This window comes from Mesorhizobium tianshanense, assembly GCF_007830515.1.
In the GTDB taxonomy this organism is placed as follows: Bacteria; Pseudomonadota; Alphaproteobacteria; order Rhizobiales; family Rhizobiaceae; genus Mesorhizobium; species Mesorhizobium tianshanense.
Map to the genome: position 1 here is coordinate 13,853 of NZ_VLKT01000010.1, position 18,033 is coordinate 31,885.

Sequence of the window (18,033 nt, forward strand, 5' to 3'; positions counted from 1 at the left end):
GTGCACTGTTGCCCGGAACCGGAGCGAAGCCAATTCGCTCCGGTTATCACTATGTTGTGAAACTGTTCTGCAACAGATCTTCCGAAATTTATGGAAGCTTAACGAAATCAGTATGAATCGGTGTAGTCGCGTCTTACATCCGTCATGCGGTGGGCGAGACCGTCAAGCGATGCGCAACGGGAACCGGTTGCAGCCGGAACGGGTGATCCATGAAATTCCTCGGAAACAAAGCAACCGTGATGCCGCTTGCGGTGGTCACGGCAATGCTGGCCTTCGGCGTGCCGCAAGCGGACGCGCAAGGGCTTTTCGAGAGGCTTTTCGGTGGTGGCATCAGGCACACACCGCAAGGTGATTTCCCCCCGCCGCCTTCAAGGCAGCCGAGATACAAGCCAAATGCAAACGCGCCGGCCGTTTCTCGCAGCGGCGGTGGTGGCGCCCAAATCAGCAGCCCGTCCTATCGCACCTACAAGAGCGATCCGCTCGTGCGCGTCGACTTCTCGACGCTGGCGGCAACGCCGGAGCCGGCGATGCCGCAGGATGCCGCCTTCCAGCCATCTTCCGCCACGGACGTTGCCTTCCGCGAAGCGATCGCCGGGCTCGGTGACTACGAACTCTACGCCGAAAAAGACATCGCCAAGGCGCTCATTGCCTATTACTCGGCCAATCCGGATTTCATCTGGGTAACGGAAAACGGTGCCAACAGCCGCGCGCAGGATGCGGTGCGGGTGCTTGGTGAAACGGCGAGCTATGGCCTCACGCCCAACGACTACACGGTAGAGGTGCCCGCCGCCGGCGCATCGACGAGCAACACAGATACGCGGCTGAAAGAGCTCGCCCGCTTCGAGATGGCGCTGTCGGCGCGCGTCCTGCGCTACGTCCATGACGCTCAAAGCGGGCGCGTCGATCCCAATCGCATCACCGGCTATTACGATTTCCCGGCCAAGCCGCTCGATATGGAAGGCGTGCTGAAAACGCTGGCACGCACCCAGCAGGCGCGCACCTACCTCGAATCGCGGCATCCGCAGAACGTGGAGTATCAGGCGCTGCGCGTCGAACTGGAATCGCTTCAGGCCAGCGCCGAAGACGAAGTGGTCGTCGATCCCAAGCTGTTGCTGAAACCGGGGCAGACCAGCCCCGAACTGCCGAAGCTTCTGGCGAAGATCGCGCGCGACCTCGACGACGAGATGGGCGGCGCCTATGGCGAGATACTGGCCAGGCTTGCCACCAGCGAAGTCTACGATCCGGAACTGGTGCCGGTCATCAGGGCGGTGCAGAAGAAGGCTGGCATGAAGGGCGACGGCGTCATCGGGCCGCGCACCGTCGCGGCGCTGGTCGGAACGTCCAAGGTCGACAAGATCCGGAAAGTGAAGGTCGCGCTGGAAGAGTTACGCTGGCTGCCATCCGATCTCGGCAGTCCGCGTGTCTTCATCAACCAGCCGGCCTTCACGGCGAGCTATATCGAAAATGGCGAGGAGAAGCTGAAGACCCGCGCCGTGATCGGCAAAATCACGAACCAGACTTCATTCTTCTACGATCAGGTGGAGCAGGTCGACTTCCATCCCTATTGGGGCGTGCCGCAGTCGATCCTCGTCAATGAGATGCTGCCCCGGCTGCGCAGGGATCCCGGCTATCTCGACCGCGCTGGTTACGAAGTGGTCAACGCGCGCGGCAAGCGCATTCCCTCTTCCTCGGTCAACTGGGGCGCCTATGGCGCGAAGATACCTTATGGCGTGCGCCAGCTGCCGAGCGAGGCCAACGCGCTGGGCGAACTGAAGATACTCTTCCCCAACAAGCACGCAATCTACATGCATGACACGCCGCAGAAGTCGTTCTTCGAACGTGACATGCGGGCCCTCAGCCACGGCTGCGTTCGCCTGCAGGATCCGCGCGGCATGGCGGCCGCCGTGCTCGGCACCTCGGTCGATTATGTCGCGGAGAAGCTGAAGCACGGACATTCGACCGAAAAGGTCGCGCGCACGATCCCGGTCTATGTCGCCTATTTCACCGCCTGGCCGGACATGTCCGGCAATGTCGAATACTTCCATGACGTCTACGACCGCGACACGCGTCTGCAACAGGCGCTCGACAGCACGGAAGCAGTGCGCTCGCCGGCAAGCTGAGGACTCGGATTACCGGCTCCGGTCACCGGCACCTTAGAGAAAAAGCTGCCAAGGATGAAGTCGCTCGCGCGGAACGCCGAGAGGAACGATCTATTTCGGCTCGGCTGTCACCGGATCGTAGGTGATTTCGACTTTCGCCCTGTCGGTCGTGTAGTAGGTGACGGTGTAGGCGCCGCTGTCCCAGTCGACCTCGTCGATGTAACGAAAGTCGCTGCGCTGCTCGACCTTGGCGACGATTTCCGACAGTTTCTTGGCATTCTGGGGTGGCAGCGGTCTGTCATCCGCGGCAGATGCCGGTCCACCGAAAAGAAGAACTGCGACAGCTGTCGCCAAAACAAGTCTGGACATGGCTTTCCCTCACACTTCGACAAGTAGAAACTCGCGGCCATGCAGGTTTGTTCCGGGTTCTGGAATGCACACGGTTACGGCAACCAACTGCAGATCACCCGTCCTCGGGGAAGAGATGGGCCAAGGCCGTGTCGAATATGAGTTCCAGAGCGTCACCCGGTTCAAATATCTTGTCCTCATCGAAGGCCGCGATGAGCTCGCGATCGTCGCGAAGCATCAGGTCCACGACCGTTTCGCTGCCCAGCCGCTCGGCAAGTGCTACGGTGCCGTGCAGCATGCCCTTTCCAGACGGCGCCTCCCGCAGGTACTGCGGACGGATACCCAGGATGGCCTTGCCGCCTTTCCGGAAGGGGCGGCTTCTGGTCGCGACCCTGATCGGCTCCAGGGATTGGTTGCCGACCGTCGCCGCTTCGCCGTCAAGGTCGAGAATGTCGACAATCAGGAAATTCATCGACGGAGCTCCTAGAAAGCCGGCTACGAACCTGTTGGCCGGCTCGTGATAGAGCTCCATCGGTGCTCCGATCTGCATGACTTCACCGTCCTTCAGGACCACGATCCTGTCAGCCAGCGTCATCGCCTCGACCTGGTCGTGGGTGACATAGATCATTGTTGCGCCCAGCTGCCTGCGCAGCCGGCCGATTTCCATGCGCATATCCATGCGCAGGGCTGCGTCGAGATTGGAGAGCGGCTCGTCGAACAGGAATACGGCCGGTTTCCGCGTGATTGCGCGCCCGATAGCGACTCGCTGGCGCTGGCCGCCCGAAAGCTGGCTTGGGCGGCGGTCGAGCAAATGCTCCATTTGCAGGATGCGTGCGGCCTCGGCGACCTTCTGCTCCTTTTCCGGCTTGGAAGCGCCCGCAATGGTAAGACCGAACGCCATATTCTCGCGCACGGTCATGTGCGGAAAGATGGCATAGCTCTGGAAAACCATCGCCACACCGCGTTCTTTGGGTTGGAGCTCGTTGACCACCCGGCCCCCGATCTCGAGGGTGCCTTCGGTTATGTCCTCGAGCCCGGCGATCATGCGTAGCAAGGTGGACTTCCCGCAGCCCGACGGTCCGATAAAGACGACGAATTCGCCATCGTTGATGTGGATGTCGACTCCTTTGACGACGTCGACGCGACCATATGATTTCTTGACGCCCTTGAACGAGACCTCAGCCATAAGCGGTGGCTCCCGTTCCCATGTGCCGCAATTCGGGATCACCGATCGATTTACCGGCCTTGAGGAAATGGCTGTGCTGGCGCTTGCCGTCATGAACATGCCAGCCGCTCCAGATCCACTCGTCTTTGAGTACGGGAACCATTTTGCCTTCCTTGTATTCAGCCCTTCACACCGGTCGAGGCGATCGATGCGATGAAGGCGCGCTGCAGGAAGAGATAGAAGATCAGCACCGGGACGGTGATAAGGGTGAGATAAGCCATGACCTCGCCCCAAGCGACGTTGAGTTGAAAGAAGTAGCCGAGACCGACCATGACCGGGCGGTGGTTTTCCTGTTGCACCACGATGAGCGGCCAGAGATATTGGTTGTACATGACGAGGAACTTCAGGATGGCGGCGGTCGCCAGAACCGGCCCTGAGAGTGGCATGACGACGCGATAGTAAACCTGCCACCAGCTCGCGCCCTCCACCCGGCTCGCCTCGATCAGCTCGCCCGGCAGCCCTTTGAAATACTGCACGAACAGGAAGATCGTCAGCCCGTCGGCGATCCAGGGAATGATCTGCACCCGGTAGGTGTTGAGCCAGCCCAATTCCAGCCCGTTGAGCCCGATCCAGGGCAGTTTCGAGACCAGGAGCAGGAGCGGGATAGCGATGATCTCGAAAGGAATGATCAGCGTGGCGATGACGATCGAGAGCATCACATCGCGCCCCTTCCACCGCAGGAAAGTGAAGGAGAACGCGGCCAGCGAACAGATGAGCAGCGAAAGAACGACGGTCATCCCGGTGACCAGAACCGAGTTGAAGACGAACAGGCCGACCGGCGCCCGCTGGAACGCCCCGAAATAATTGTCGAGGCTGATATCCCCCACGGGCAGGAAGGCACGCAGGCTGGAAGTGTCCGCGAGGAGCTGACTGTCGGGCTTGAAGCTCGAATTGATCATGAACACGAGCGGAAAGATGAAGATCAGCGCGATCAGGCATAGCACCAGGTAGCGGACGAAGAGCCTCAGGCCGTAATTGTCGGGATTGATGACCATCTTAACGCTCCCGTGTCAGCCAGCGCTGGATGAGTGAGATCGTCAGCACGATCACGAACAGGATGACCGAGATGGTCGAGCCGCCCGAGATGTCCTGCTTGCCGTAGCCGCGCTCAACCGCCTGGAAGACGAGGGTCTGGGTGCTGTCGCGCGGACCGCCATTGGTCATCACGTCGATCTGGGCGAAGAGCGCGAAGCCCTGCATGGTGATCACGATGAGGACAAGCACGGCGGTGTTGCGCAGGCCCGGCCAGGTGACATAGCGGAAGGTCTGCCATTTCGAAGCCCCTTCGATCGCGGCGGCCTCGTAGAGCGTGGGGCTGATCGTCTGCAACCCGGCCAGCCAGATGACCATGTGGAACCCGACGGCCTGCCATATCGACATGGCCATGATCGCGGGCAGCGCCGTCGAGGGATTGCCCAGCCAGTCGACGGGCTGGAAGAGGCCGAAGGTGAGGCCATGGAGGATGCTGTTCAACAGCCCGTTCTGGCCGTCATAGATGAACCGCCAGAGGAGCGAGACCACGACGATGGAGACCACCACCGGCATGAAGTAGATGGTCCGGAATACGTTGATGCCCCTGAGCTTCTGGTTGATGAGCAAAGAGAGTACCAGCGCGAGGCCGGCCTGCACCGGTGCCACGACCAGGACGAACAGGAAGGTGTTCACCAGCGCCTTCATGAACACAACGTCGCTGGCGATGACGACCGTGACGTTCTCGCCGGACTGCCAGCGGAACCACTCGCGCATGCCGCGATACTGGGGATAGTCGTTGCTGCGGGTGATCTTACGCAGGCGCGGATACTGGATTTCGCCGGCCTCGTTTCGAACCACTTCGCCAGCATCGTCGCGCTCAGGCTCGAGGGTCACCACCGCAAGGCCCAGGAGCTGCCGATAGTTTTCCACCCCGACGAACTGGGTGGGGTTAGGCGACAGCAGCCGCTGATTTGTCAAGGAGAGACCGATCGCGAAGAAAAACGGCAGGACGACGAATATGACGATGAGTGCGAAGCCCGGCAGGGCGAATGTCCAGCCCGTCCGGTTCGACAGGGTTAGTTTCGACGCCATTTGCGATATCCGCACAGGAAGCTAGAAAGCGTGGAGTCCGCGGCTGGCGCGGAGCCCGGTGCGATAGAACTAGCGGTGACCGTAGCCGTCGTTGTTTTCGATGTCGGCGTCGATCTCGTCGACGGCCGCATCGAGCGTATCGGCCACGTCGGCACCGTTTGCGATGTCGGCCACTGCCTTGGTGAAGACCTTGGACTGGACCACGTAGCCCGGAGTGATCGGGCGCACCAGAGCTTGTGCTTTGGAGAGGTCGAAGAACATTGCGAGCGTGCCGCCATCCTTGTAGTTCTTTGTCATCTGTGCCGCCGAGGGCGTGGGCGGGATCAGGCCGATGCCGTCGGAGAAGGCAGCCAGATACTTGTCCTGCGTGGCGAACTTGATGAACTCGGCAGCACCTTCCGGATGCTTGGACTTGGCCGAGACGCCGAACTGCCAGGAGCCCGCACCGATCTTGCTGCCCGCGCCGAAGTTGGGGGCTGGAAGGAAGACAACGTCGTCTACGGCTGCCATCGTCTCCACCGCGCGCCAATTGCCATTCCACTGGAACGCGAACTTACCGTCGATGAAGCCGGTTTGCTGATCGGCGGGGTCCTCACTGGTGCCAGGCGCATAGCCGTCGGTGAAGAGCGATTGCCACCACTTGCCAAAAGCCTGCGCAGCCTCGCCGTTTAGCGCGCCTTCCGCGGTCCGGTAGGTCGAACGGTCGACAATGTCCCCGCCAAAACTCTGCAGGAACGGCGAGAAGGCATAGGAGTACCACTCGGCTTGGTCGTTCATGCCGAGATCGAGGGCATATTCATACTTGGCCGAGGCCTTGGCGGCATCGAGCGCGGCCATGAATTCCTCGCGCGACCAGGGCTTGTCGAGGGTCGGAGTGCGCAGGCCCAGCTCCTTCAACGTCGACTGGCGTGCAAAAAGCGCCACCGCTGCGTCCCACAGACCGATCGAATAGAGCTTGCCGTCCCACACACCTTTGGTGCCGGGCAGGAAGTCGGCGAACTCGCTCTCGTCGATCGGCAGCGGCTGCAGATAGCCGGCCCAGGCCCAATTGGGCATGATGGGCCCGTCCACATCCAAGATGTCGGGCAGGTTTCCCGCCAAGGCTGCCGCCGCGATGGAATCGTTGTAGGTCTTCTCTGGGAAGCTCTCGATGCTCACCGTCCAGTCGGACTGGCTGGTGTTGAAGTCGGAGATGATCTGGTTGAGGATTTTCGACTCCACCTCATTGCCGGCGCCGTGATACCACATGGTCAACTTCGTCTGCGCCACCGCGGGCACACACAGACAGGTCGACGCGATCATCGCTCCGGCGAGGTGTTTTGTCAGTTTCATTGGTTGTTCCTCCCTTTTGACGTAAGGACGCTGACGAATTCAAAGTCAGCCCCGAGTGCCGCCATGACACCGGCGTCCTGGTTCCGGGCCGAGCGCTGCGGCCCTTAATGAGGTCCAGCAATGTTTGCGGAAGCCGGAAGCATTTGCAACCGCGCTATCTCATCCAGCGTTTCGGAGCAGAAGGTCGGTGGCGATTTCCTCTCGTCAATTCCCGGGCACCACTACGGAGATAGAAGCTCACCTAGGACGATTTCATCGTCCGTCAACTTTCTCCCCCAGCCCGCGTTCAATGCGGCCTGAGCGGCTCCCCGGGGGTAGACACGCTTGTGATGTGTACATGATCGCTTGACGCATCGCATGAACGGTCGGTCTGCGAACCTGGCGATGAGGCAGAAGTTCGAGGCCTAGGCGACCGAGATGCGGATTTGTGGCTCTGTTCCGGGAGCGGATAATGGTGGGCGATGCAGGGATTGAACCTGCGACCCCACCCGTGTGAAGGGTGTGCTCTCCCGCTGAGCTAATCGCCCGCTCGTTGCCCGAAGGCCAAGCGCGCCGCGATATAAGGGAGGCCGGCCGAGGAAGTCAAGGCGATGTCCGGGCGTTCCGACGAAGACCGGATGCAACCCGGCTGGAGCGACCCGGTCGCTGTCGCGCTCAGCGCCCCGCAGCCGCAATCAGGCGTTCGGCCAGACCGAGCGTCAGCGCATCGAAATGCGAAATCACCGCCGACGGTTCGAATTCGCGCACATGGCGATCGGTGTAGCCGAAATCGACCGCCACCACGGGAATGCCGGCGGCCTTGGCCGTATCGATGTCGGTCTGCGAATCACCCACCATCAGCGCGCGGTGCGGATCGCCGCCGGCCAGCGCAATGGTTTCGGTCAGGTGGCGCGGGTCTGGCTTGCGGAACGCAAACGTATCCTGACCGCAAATCGCAGCGAAATGCTTCGCCAGGCCAAGTGCCTCGATCAGCGCCACCGAGTTGGCTTCGTATTTGTTCGTGCAGACGGCCAAGAGATAACCGGCTGCCTCGAATCGGGCGATGGTCTCGACGACGCCGGGGTAGGGGCGCGATTTGCCCGGGATGTTGTCGGTGTAATGATCGAGAAACCGTTTCAGTAACCGGTCGTGTTCCTCGACGGCCAGCGATCTCTGCTGCGCGGCATGCGCGCGCTCGATCATCACCCGCCCGCCATGGCCGACGAAGCGCCTGAAGCCGACCTCGTCGACGGCTGCGAGTTCGCTGGCGGCAAGGCTGTGGTTGAGGCTGTCGAGCAGGTCCGGCGCCGTGTCGATCAGCGTCCCGTCGAGGTCGAACACGATAATCGGTCGGGTCATGGCCTGTCCTGTGGCGATTGCGTCGTTGGCAGGCGATAGCCGCTGCGATCCATTCAGGCAAGCGGTGCTTGATCGGTCCACAGCCAAGGTCTTTGACCGGACTGGCAAAGATGCTAGGAGCGCCGAAACAAATTTTGAGGGCGCGACTCAAAGCATGGATGCGAGGCAATTGAAGGTCGAGGCGGCACGGGCAGCGCTTGCCCATGTGAGTGACGGCATGCGGCTAGGCATCGGCACCGGCTCGACGGCCGAGGAGTTCGTGCGGCTGCTCGCCGAAAAGGTCGCCACCGGCCTCACCATTTTCGGCGTGCCGACCTCGGAGCGCACCGCCATCCTTTGCGGCGAGCTCGGTGTGCCGCTGTCGACGCTGGAGGAAACGCCCGAACTCGATCTTACCATCGACGGCGCCGACGAGATCGATCCGGCGCTGACATTGATCAAGGGCGGCGGCGGCGCGCTGCTGCGCGAAAAGATCGTGGCGGCGGCTTCCGCCCGCATGATCGTCATTGCCGACCATTCGAAGATGGTCGAGACGCTCGGCCGTTTTCCGCTGCCCATAGAGGTCAACCAGTTCGGCCTGCGTGCCACGGAAATCGCGGTCGCCGCGGCGGCCGGAAGGCTCGGTCTTTCCGGTCCCGTCACATTGAGGATGACGGGGAGCCAGCCTTTTGTTACAGACGGCGGCCATTTTATCCTCGATGCATCTTTTGGCCGCATTCCGGATACAAGAGCGCTTTCGAATGCTCTCCATGCCATTCCAGGCGTGGTCGAGCATGGTCTTTTCATCGGGCTGGCATCAGTGGCCATCATCGCCGGCAGCGACGGCATCCAAACCGTCCATGCCGCCCGAAAACCAGGGAGTTCTATCGATCATGACGTTGCATAACCGGGTTCGCCGTCTTTCTGCCATTCTGGCAGCTTCAGCCGTCTTTGCGTTTTCATCGCCGGCGTTCTCGCAGGACGTCAGTGACGGGCATCTGAAGGCGGCCCGCGCCGCGGTCGCGGCGATCCACGCGACGGACCCGTTCGACAACATCCTGCCGCAGGCCGCCGCCGCGCTTCAGCAGCAGCTTATCCAGAAGAACCCGGACATGCAGGAACTGATCGGCAGGACCATCAGCGAAAAGGCGCTGGCGCTGGCCTCGCGCCGTGCCGATCTCGAGAAGGAAGCAGCCATGGCCTATGCCAAGGTGTTTTCCGAAAAAGAGCTTACCGACATCGCCGCTTTCTACAATTCCGATTCCGGCAAGAAGCTGCTCGACAGCGGCCCGGCCGTGACGCGTGAATTGGTCAAGGCCGCCGACATCTGGCAGAACGGCGTCGCCCGCGATCTCGCACAGCAGGTCGGCGAAACGCTGGCCGCGGCGGCGAAGGCCGCGGCGCCGGCGGCACCGGCGAATGCCGCTGGCACGCAGCCGGAAGCACCGAAGAACTGAGCATATTTTCCAGGCGGCGTTGTCGCTGCTGGACCGGAAAGCCCGGCCTCCGTTGCGCGTCCGACGGCATGCGCGGCGTTGTAGCCCGGGCTTTTCTTTTGGTGGTTTGCAGCCTACCTGTCTCGGACGCTTGAAGGGCAAGGAGCCGCACCATGGCCGGTTACGACTACGATCTTTTCGTCATCGGCGGCGGCTCCGGCGGGGTGAGGGCGGCGCGCGTGGCGGCGGCGCTCGGCAAGCGCGTCGGCATTGCCGAGGAATACCGCTATGGCGGCACCTGCGTCATTCGCGGGTGCGTGCCGAAGAAACTCTACGTCTATGCCTCGCAGTTCCCCGAACACTTTGCCGACGCCGCCGGCTATGGCTGGACCGTGCCGCAGGCGAGCTTCGACTGGCAAACATTGGTTGCCAACAAGGATCGCGAGATCAGCCGGCTGGAAGCCATCTACAAGAAGAATGTACAAGGCGCCGGCGGCGAGACGTTTCAGTCTCGCGCCATGCTGGTCGATCCGCATGTGGTGCATCTTCTCGGCGAGGACCGCACCGTCACGGCCGACCAGATTCTCATCGCTACCGGCGGCCGCCCAGCGCCGCACCCGGCTCTGCCCGGCCACGAATATTGCATCTTTTCCAATGAAGCCTTCGACCTCCAGGAATTGCCGAAGGCGATCATGATCGAGGGCGGCGGCTATATCGCCGTCGAATTCGCCAACATCTTTCACGGCCTCGGCGTCGACACCACGCTGGTCTATCGCGGCAAGGAGATACTTTCCCGCTTCGATATGGATCTGCGGCGCATGCTGCACGAGACGATGGAGAAGAAGGGGATAAGAATTCTCTGTCACGCCGTGTCCGAATGGATCAGGAAGCGGCCGGACGGACGGCTCGACGCGCTCCTCACCGGCGGCAAGGTGCTGACGGTCGACCAGGTCATGCTTGCGATCGGCCGCCTTCCCAATGCCGAAAACATGGGTCTTGAGGGCGTTGGCATCGAGATGACCCAGACCGGCGCCATCAATGTGGATCAATATTCGCGCACCAACATCGACAATATCTGGGCGATCGGCGACGTCACCAACCGCGTGCAGTTGACGCCGGTGGCGATCCACGAGGCGATGTGTTTCGTCGAGACCGCCTTCAAGGGCAACCCGACCGCGCCCGACCATGATACGATCGCCACCGCCGTCTTTTCACAACCCGAAATCGGTACGGTTGGCCTGTCGGAAGACGAGGCCGTCAAGCGTTTTTCCGATCTTGAGATCTACCGCGCCACCTTCCGGCCGATGCGGCACACACTGTCCGGCCGCGACGAAAGGATGCTGATGAAGCTGGTGGTCGACGGTGCCTCGAAAAAAGTGCTCGGCGCCCATATCCTCGGGCCGGACGCCGGCGAGATGGCGCAGCTTCTCGGCATCCCGCTGAAGGCCGGGCTGACCAAGGATGATTTCGACCGTACGATGGCCGTGCACCCGACCGCCGCGGAAGAACTCGTCACCATGTACAAGCCGACCTACCGGGTGAAGGACGGCGAGCGCGTCTGAGGTTCCGCCCGTATCGTCACCAACGGAGCATTCCTTGCATGCGACCAATGGTGCGGGTCGCTCGACCGCAACTTTGGCCGGCGCCTTGATCAGGTCGTCGACCGGGCTGTCGAGGAGGGCGCATCGTTGGCGCCTTTGTCCTGGTCGCCCCGGCGCGAACGGCCTCGACGTTGCGCGACGCGATCTATGGCCGGCTGGGCTGATTGTACCCTCCTGCCGGTCGCCTCTCGCGCAGGATCACCAGCGACACTGCAAAACAGATCACCAGTCCGGGTGAGACGCCACGGTGGACTGCGATTGTTGTGTCGCCGCTATTTCTGCCTCATCCGGCGAGGGAAACGCAGCCATCTTTCCTCGACCGGCCTGGGATGCGCGAGGATGGTGGTGAGCTCGACCGGCAGGCTCGGCGCCAGCGGCTTTTTGGTCGCGATGCCATCCGCGATCGTAACGATGCTGTGGTAGAATTCGGCGCCTGAAAGCGATCTTGGCGGCACGGCCTCGTGCATGATTGAGATCACCGTAACGTCTGGACAATTGTCCTTGATCGCCTGATGGAAGGCTATCTTCCCTTCGGGATCGAGCGCGCCGGTCGCTTCGTCGAGGAACAGCAGCCCCGGCTGCTGCAGCACGATGCGGGCGACAACCAGCTTCTGTTTCTGGCCACCCGAAAGCACCTGGTCCCAGCTCATTCCCTCACGGCTTTCATCGGCCATGTGTTCGATGAAATCGCCAAGGCCGGCTCTGTGCAGAGCCGATGCGACCTGCGTGTCGGTGTGATCGCGCTCCGAGCCGGGAAGGCAGACCAGTTGTTTCAGCGAAACCTGCTGCAGCTTGACCTCCTGGGCTGCATAGAAACTATCGATCCCTTCCGGGAAGACGATGGTGCCGCGGCCATAGGGCCACAAGCCGTTGATCGCCTTGATCAGCGATGTCTTGCCGCAGCCTGATTCACCCTTCAGGAACGTCCACTCGCCGCGTCGGAAGCGCAGGTTCGCGGCGCTCAGGAAGGGCGCTGCGTCCTCGCCCTGATGCGCCAGCTCCAGCTTCTGGATGGTCAAGCCGAAAACCGGGTTCTGGCGATCGTAGCGGAAATCGGAGCAGCCGGTGAGACTGTAGAATTCCTGCGGGCGCTGGACGTTTTCGATAGCGTTGGCGAGTTCGGTCACGCGCTGGCTGTTGGCCCGCAGCGCGGCGATGGAAGGCATGACATGGATGAACCACGAACATTGATTGATCAGCGAGTTGACCATCTCGGAGCCGGTTATGTAGCCCTTGAGATCGAAACGGTTGTGGATGTAGGGAACGAGGCCCGGCCCGTAGGCGACAATGCGGGCGCCGATGAAATTGTAGACCAGCTCGAACGAACGGTAGCCGGTGTTGACGATGTTCAGCTGCGCCCAGGTGCGGTCGATGTCGACGTAAAGCCGGTCGTGCATCGTCTTTTGCACATTCTCGCCCTGTGAGGCGGCGACGTGGAAACTGCGACGCAGGAACGTGGTCAGCTCGCCGCGATAACTGCCTTCGAACTGCTGCATCCGGACGTTGAGCCGTTCCAGCAGTCTGCCGAGCTTCACCGCGATCCAGGTGTTCAGCGGCACGTATATGGCGACCGCCAGGAAAGCCAGGACCGCGCTGCCGTAGCTGCCGAGGAACTCCAGCCCTTTCACTTCCGCCGAGCTTTCAAGCAGTTTCCGGCCGACAAAATAGAGCGATGTGGCGACAGCCATGACCCCCATGGCGAGGCCGATGGCTCCGCCAGTCATGTCCTTGATCGATTCCTGGACGCGCTGGTCGATGTTGTCGGGAGCGGCGGTGCCGGACGAACCATGCTGGGCATGGAAATGCGTATGATTGGTGTCGAGCAGCGCTTCGTTGAAACGGCTGTCCAGCCAGCCGCGCCATTTGCGATGCAGCGTCGCGGAAACAAAGGTGCGGATGCCGGTAAAGCCTGCGTCCTTGAGCACGACCAGAAGGACGAGCATGCCGGCGTTGTTGAGCAGCGATGCGAGCGGCGTGGTGTTCGCGGCATCGTGGTAAAAGGCGATCGAGTTGACCAGTTCCCCAGATGCCTCGGCGAACCAGACGCCGGCTTTGCTGGAGAGCGCGGTAAACAGTGCGATGACCAGCGTCAGCGTCCAGGCCTCGACCCAGCGGTCCGAGAACCAGTAGGCCCGCATCAGTCCCCAGAAGCTGCGCATCGGGGAAACCGGTGTCAGGAGCGGAGGCCTTGCGGCACCGCGGAGCCATTTTTCCGATATTGAATGTCGCTCTGGTCTACCGACCCGAATCACTATCCCGCCCAAACCTCTTTTTGTTTTGTTACAGAGAGTAACACCAATTGATCATTTTCCATTATCTTTTCTTGGGCGGCGAGAGATTGGCTCGCTCGCCGTTGCCGTCAAGCAACAGAATTTAGCGACCGCAATGTCATGCGGTGTCAGTCCGGGAGGCATATTATCTAATAATTTCAGGTAATTGCCAGTTTAGAAATGTGAGAACCGACACCTTGCCCCAAGGGAAGCTCTTCACACAGTTTTGTGAAGGTAAAAGCGTGATCGATCGGCCAACTCTGTACTGCGGAAGATGTATGCGCGCAAAAACGTGCCGTCTTCCGCGCATCCTTGTTGCCATGTTGACCTGGTGGCGGTGGGAAAAGTGATCGAAAACGGCGTTGGCCGAGGCGCTATTCAGTTCGCCTTCTCCAGCTCACCCCGCGCCTTGGCCGCCGCAACCTGGCGAATGGCGTCGGTGAGCGTATCGGCGTCCTGCGCGCCCATTACCGCATACTTGCCTTCAAGCAGGAAGCACGGCACGCCTGAGACACCCATGCGCGAAGCGGTGGCGATTTCGGTGCGCACCGCCTCGACGTCGGCGTCTGTCGGCAAAAGCGTCTCGACCACGGATGCATCCATGCCGGCCTCACGGGCGGCTTTGATCAACACGACGTGATCGCCAAGATTTGCGCCTTCCTCGAAATTCAACTGGAACAGACGCCGCACCAGCCGGTTCTGCACGACCTCGCCAGCAGCACCAGCCCAGCGGATGACGCGGTGCGCGTTCAGCGTGTTGGGCGCGACCTTGACGGCGGCAAACGCGAAGTTGATTCCCTCGGCTTCACCCAGGGGCTCGATGCGGGCGTGGATTTCGCGGATGCGTTCGTCACTGCCGAACTTGGCCACCATGTATTCGCGGCGATCCTTGCCTTCTGGCGGGATAGTCGGGTCAAGCTGGAACGGCCGCCAGCGTATGTGCACGTCGACACCGCTTGCCGCGGCAATCGCCTTGTCGAGCCGCTTCTGGCCGATGAAGCACCACGGGCAGACGACATCGGACACGACATCGACGGTGATGGAGTTCAACGCGCTCATCTTCGTCTCCAATGCTGACGCGGACCTTCGGTTCGGGTCCTTAGTCCGCCTTGCGCCACCATGTAGGCAATCGATAGCCTGATATGGGCGTCTTTTGCGGATGTTCCAGATAGTTCCAGTAGGCAAGCCATTGCTGCGTGTTGTGCTGCATCGGAACCATGTAGTTGCCGGAGATCAGCAATCTGTCGAGAACCCGGACGGCGGCAACATAATCCTCGCGGCTGCGGGCCTCGAGCATAGCCTCGAGCGCGGCATCCACCGCCGGATCGGCGACGCCGGCAAGATTGAATGACCCTTCGGCATTGGCGGCAGCGGATCCCCAACGCCCGAGCTGTTCGATGCCGGGCGACAGTGAGTTCTCGAAACCGCTGGCGCCGATCAGCACCTCGAAATCGAAACGTTGCTTGCGCGACTGGATCTGGTCGCCGTCAAGGCTGCGGATGGTGACATCGATGCCGATCTTTCCCAGCGTGCGCTGGTAGATGGCGGCAAGGCGCTCCTCGTGCTGCGAGGCGATCAGGATCTCGAAACCGAAGGGCTTCCCCCCGGGATCGAGCATCGCTCCATCCTGCAAAGTATAGCCCGCGCCCTTCAATATATCGAAGGCGGCCTTCAGCACCTTGCGGTCCTGGCCTGAACCGTCGGCAACGGGTGGCCGCCAGGTGCCGTCCATGACATCGGCCGGCACACGGCCGGGGTAGGGTGCCAGAAGCACCTTTTCCCTGTCGTCGGCAGGATGGCCGAGCGCGGAAAGCTCGGAATTCTGCCAGTAGCTCATGGTGCGCATGTACTTGCCGCCAAACAGGTTCTTGTTGGCCCATTCGAAGTCGTAGAGCATGCCGAGCGCGCGTCGAACGACTGGATCGGAAAACTTCTGCAGCCGTGTGTTGAACAGGAACCCCGTCACCACTGGCGGGATGCCGGTCTCGAACGTTTCGGCGATCACATCGCCCTTGTGGAAGGCCGGGAAATCGAGATCGCGCTCGCGCTTGACCGGATCGCTGTCGTCATCGATGGCGCAGATGCCTTTCTTGAAAGCTTCCAGCTTGGCGTTGGCATTGAGGAAATATTCGATGGTGATCTGGTCGTAATTGTCGAAACCGCGCTTGGCGGGGACGTCCTTGCCCCAATAATCCGGGTTGCGCTTGAACACGATGCGCTGACCGGGCGCCACTTGCGCCACGGTGTAAGGCCCACTGCCGATCACGGGTTTCAGCGTGGTCCTGTCGAAGGTCTCCTTGTCGAAAGCGTGCTTCGGCACAATTGGCGTCAGCGCGATAATCAACGGAGTCTCGCGGTTGGCGTTCTCATTGAATGTGAAGCGCACGCTGCGGTCGCCGGTTTTTTCGAGTTTGGCGACCATGCTCATGCGAGCGCTGTAAGGTGGCCGGCCTTTCTCGGTAAAGACGTCGTAAGTGAACAGCACGTCTTCCGCAGTCACCGGTTGGCCATCCGACCATTTGGCCCTCGGGTCGAGGTGGAATTCGATGCTCTTGCGCTCCGGGTCCATGTCGGCAGTGTCTGCAAGCAGGCCGTAAAGACTGAAGGCTTCATCGTCATTGCGCTGCATCAACGGCTCGAAGACGAGATTGCCGAAGATCTTGTCAATCACGCCGCGCGCCGTCGTACGCAGGCTTTTCAGGATGAACGGATTGAGATTGTCGAAGCTGCCGACGACGCAATAGGTGATGCGGCCGCCCTTGGGCGCATCGGGATTGACGTAGCTGAAATGCGTATAGTCGGCCGGCAGCGCCGGTTCACCTTGCATGGCGATCGCGTGTTTCGGCTCCGACAGAGCTGGCTGGGGCGAAAGGGTGACGAACGAGATCGCGGTGATCAGCCAAACAAGAACGCGGCCCATGACCGTCTCCTTACTGGGTCGGCTTTATGATTCGGAGCGCACCCTAACACGAGCCGGCTGCCTGCCGGCCAATCGTGAATTCAAGAATTGCGAGTATCGGGCTGGATTCGGCACCGCTTGCAGTGTAACACGCCGTCCGAGTCATTCTGTTGCCTCATTTTGGCAACAGGTAGCAGGACCACACGGCGCGAAGAAGCCGGGTCCGGGATCATTTGAGAGGAAGTGCACGACATGACGAGCCTGAACAGCAACGCGTACCGCCTTTCGGTCATTGCCGCTGGCGTGGTCGGCTTTCTGGGTGCACAACTTCCCGCTGCTTTTGCGCAGCAGCAACAACAGATTCCGCAGGGCTGGTTCAAAGCCTGCACCAAGCAGGAAGACGTCGACATCTGCAATGTCCAGAACATCACCACTGCCGGCAACGGCCAGCTCGTCACCGGCGTCAGCCTGATCGAATTGAAGGGCAAGGTGAACCGCAAGGTGTTCCAGGTGACGGTTCCGACCGGCCGTCTGGTCCCTCCCGGCATCGGCCTTCAGATCGATGGCGGCAAGGCGCAGAAGCTCGATTATGTTATCTGCTTTCCCGACCGGTGCGTGGCGGAAGTGCCGCTGACCGACCAGCTCGTCAATTCCTTCAAGAAGGGTTCGAACTTGACGCTGACCTCGGTCAATTTCCAGAACCAGCCGAACCCGATCAAGATCGCGCTGACCGGCTTCAGCGGCGCCTTCGACGGTCCTCCGCTGCAGCAGTCCGACATCGAGGATCGGCAGAAGAAGCTTCAGGATTTCGTTGCCAAGAACAATCAGGACTTCGCCAAGAAGCTCAAGGAAGAGCAGGACAAGGCGAAGGTCGCCAACTGATCGCCCCAAGGGGCCAAACGAGACATTTCCCATGCCTAGGAAAAAGCGGGGTCATGCCCCGCTTTTTTCGTTCCGGCCGCCATCCCGCAAGATCAGTGTCTTGATCGGCGTTTCGGCTCGTAACGTCCGTCCGGTTTCTTGTCGAACATCTCGCCGATCTGCGGATGCCGTACCGGTTCGCCAGACTGATCCTCGAGCAGGTTCTGCTCCGACACGTAAGCGATATATTCGGTTTCCGAATTCTCGGCGAGCAGATGGTAGAACGGCTGGTCTTTGCGCGGGCGCGCCTCCGCGGGGATCGCCTCGTACCATTCGTCCGAGTTGGCGAATTGCGGGTCGACATCAAAAATGATGCCGCGGAATGGAAACAGCCGGTGGCGAACAACCTGCCCGATCGAGAATTTCGCTGTTTTCATCGTACTCACCACTTGAACCCCAAGAGTGCCGCGCTTCCTTGGTTGCGCAAAAAGACGCTCTAAGACTTTGAATCTACACACCACGCTACAAAAAATCGAGCCCGACTTTAGGGCTGATGCATAAGCTCTATTGGCGCAGACTCA

16 protein-coding genes and 1 tRNA gene are annotated in these 18,033 nt (G+C 60.9%); 5 read left to right on the forward strand and 12 right to left on the reverse strand.

What is annotated here, in order from left to right:
* Positions 1 to 209: 209 nt before the first annotated feature.
* Entirely contained in the window at positions 210 to 2,120 is a 1,911-nt protein-coding gene (locus tag IQ26_RS09700) for a L,D-transpeptidase family protein (RefSeq protein ID WP_145716282.1), read from the forward strand.
* Positions 2,121 to 2,210: 90 nt separating this feature from the next.
* Here IQ26_RS09700 and IQ26_RS09705 read toward each other — a convergent pair whose 3' ends face one another.
* The 8 genes from IQ26_RS09705 to IQ26_RS09735 all read right to left on the reverse strand — a co-directional run bounded on the left by IQ26_RS09705 (position 2,211) and on the right by IQ26_RS09735 (position 8,406).
* Positions 2,211 to 2,468 (reverse strand): PepSY domain-containing protein, encoded by a 258-nt coding sequence (locus IQ26_RS09705; protein WP_145716284.1) that lies wholly within the window; start codon positions 2,466 to 2,468, stop codon positions 2,211 to 2,213.
* Positions 2,469 to 2,562: 94 nt separating this feature from the next.
* Positions 2,563 to 3,633, reverse strand: a complete 1,071-nt coding sequence (locus IQ26_RS09710) for an ABC transporter ATP-binding protein (protein WP_145716286.1) — start codon at positions 3,631 to 3,633, stop codon at positions 2,563 to 2,565.
* Positions 3,626 to 3,775, reverse strand: coding sequence for a hypothetical protein (locus IQ26_RS39095; RefSeq protein WP_156090926.1), 150 nt, complete (start codon positions 3,773 to 3,775; stop codon positions 3,626 to 3,628). The genes IQ26_RS09710 and IQ26_RS39095 overlap by 8 nt, the downstream gene beginning before the upstream one ends.
* A gap of 16 nt (positions 3,776 to 3,791) precedes the next feature.
* Positions 3,792 to 4,667 (reverse strand): carbohydrate ABC transporter permease, encoded by an 876-nt coding sequence (locus IQ26_RS09715; protein WP_145716288.1) that lies wholly within the window; start codon positions 4,665 to 4,667, stop codon positions 3,792 to 3,794.
* Position 4,668: 1 nt separating this feature from the next.
* The gene (locus IQ26_RS09720) at positions 4,669 to 5,736 is read right to left on the reverse strand and encodes a carbohydrate ABC transporter permease (RefSeq protein ID WP_145716290.1); all 1,068 of its coding nucleotides are present in this window, start codon (positions 5,734 to 5,736) and stop codon (positions 4,669 to 4,671) included.
* Positions 5,737 to 5,805: 69 nt separating this feature from the next.
* Complete coding sequence (locus IQ26_RS09725) at positions 5,806 to 7,068, reverse strand: ABC transporter substrate-binding protein (protein ID WP_145716292.1); 1,263 nt, start codon at positions 7,066 to 7,068, stop codon at positions 5,806 to 5,808.
* Between the two features lie 452 nt (positions 7,069 to 7,520).
* Positions 7,521 to 7,595: transfer RNA gene (locus IQ26_RS09730), tRNA-Val, on the reverse strand.
* A gap of 127 nt (positions 7,596 to 7,722) precedes the next feature.
* The gene (locus IQ26_RS09735) at positions 7,723 to 8,406 is read right to left on the reverse strand and encodes a phosphoglycolate phosphatase (protein WP_145716294.1); all 684 of its coding nucleotides are present in this window, start codon (positions 8,404 to 8,406) and stop codon (positions 7,723 to 7,725) included.
* A 154-nt stretch (positions 8,407 to 8,560) separates the two neighbouring features.
* Here IQ26_RS09735 and rpiA point away from each other — a divergent pair, with 154 nt between their 5' ends.
* The 3 genes from rpiA (at position 8,561) to gor (ending at position 11,383) form a co-directional block, all read left to right on the forward strand.
* On the forward strand, positions 8,561 to 9,292 hold the full coding sequence (rpiA, locus tag IQ26_RS09740; RefSeq protein ID WP_145716296.1) for a ribose-5-phosphate isomerase RpiA: 732 nt from the start codon (positions 8,561 to 8,563) through the stop codon (positions 9,290 to 9,292).
* On the forward strand, positions 9,279 to 9,842 hold the full coding sequence (locus IQ26_RS09745) for a DUF2059 domain-containing protein (protein ID WP_145716298.1): 564 nt from the start codon (positions 9,279 to 9,281) through the stop codon (positions 9,840 to 9,842). The genes rpiA and IQ26_RS09745 overlap by 14 nt, the downstream gene beginning before the upstream one ends.
* A gap of 152 nt (positions 9,843 to 9,994) precedes the next feature.
* A complete protein-coding gene (gene gor / locus IQ26_RS09750; RefSeq protein ID WP_145716300.1) occupies positions 9,995 to 11,383 on the forward strand; it encodes a glutathione-disulfide reductase in 1,389 nt (462 codons plus the stop codon).
* Positions 11,384 to 11,694: 311 nt separating this feature from the next.
* On the opposite strand, the gene IQ26_RS09755 is transcribed toward gor, so the two are convergent.
* The 3 genes from IQ26_RS09755 to IQ26_RS09765 all read right to left on the reverse strand — a co-directional run bounded on the left by IQ26_RS09755 (position 11,695) and on the right by IQ26_RS09765 (position 16,612).
* Complete coding sequence (locus tag IQ26_RS09755; protein WP_162457911.1) at positions 11,695 to 13,581, reverse strand: ABC transporter ATP-binding protein/permease; 1,887 nt, start codon at positions 13,579 to 13,581, stop codon at positions 11,695 to 11,697.
* A 489-nt stretch (positions 13,582 to 14,070) separates the two neighbouring features.
* Positions 14,071 to 14,751 carry a DsbA family oxidoreductase gene (locus IQ26_RS09760; protein ID WP_145716304.1) on the reverse strand — a complete coding sequence of 227 codons (681 nt, stop codon included), beginning with the start codon at positions 14,749 to 14,751 and terminating at the stop codon, positions 14,071 to 14,073.
* A gap of 40 nt (positions 14,752 to 14,791) precedes the next feature.
* A complete protein-coding gene (locus IQ26_RS09765; protein WP_145716306.1) occupies positions 14,792 to 16,612 on the reverse strand; it encodes an extracellular solute-binding protein in 1,821 nt (606 codons plus the stop codon).
* A gap of 231 nt (positions 16,613 to 16,843) precedes the next feature.
* On the opposite strand from IQ26_RS09765, the gene IQ26_RS09770 reads away from it, so the two are divergent.
* Positions 16,844 to 17,473: an invasion associated locus B family protein gene (locus IQ26_RS09770; RefSeq protein WP_145716307.1), complete on the forward strand. Its 630-nt coding sequence runs from the start codon at positions 16,844 to 16,846 to the stop codon at positions 17,471 to 17,473.
* Positions 17,474 to 17,565: 92 nt separating this feature from the next.
* On the opposite strand, the gene hspQ is transcribed toward IQ26_RS09770, so the two are convergent.
* Complete coding sequence (gene hspQ / locus IQ26_RS09775) at positions 17,566 to 17,889, reverse strand: heat shock protein HspQ (RefSeq protein WP_162457912.1); 324 nt, start codon at positions 17,887 to 17,889, stop codon at positions 17,566 to 17,568.
* Positions 17,890 to 18,033 lie beyond the last annotated feature (144 nt).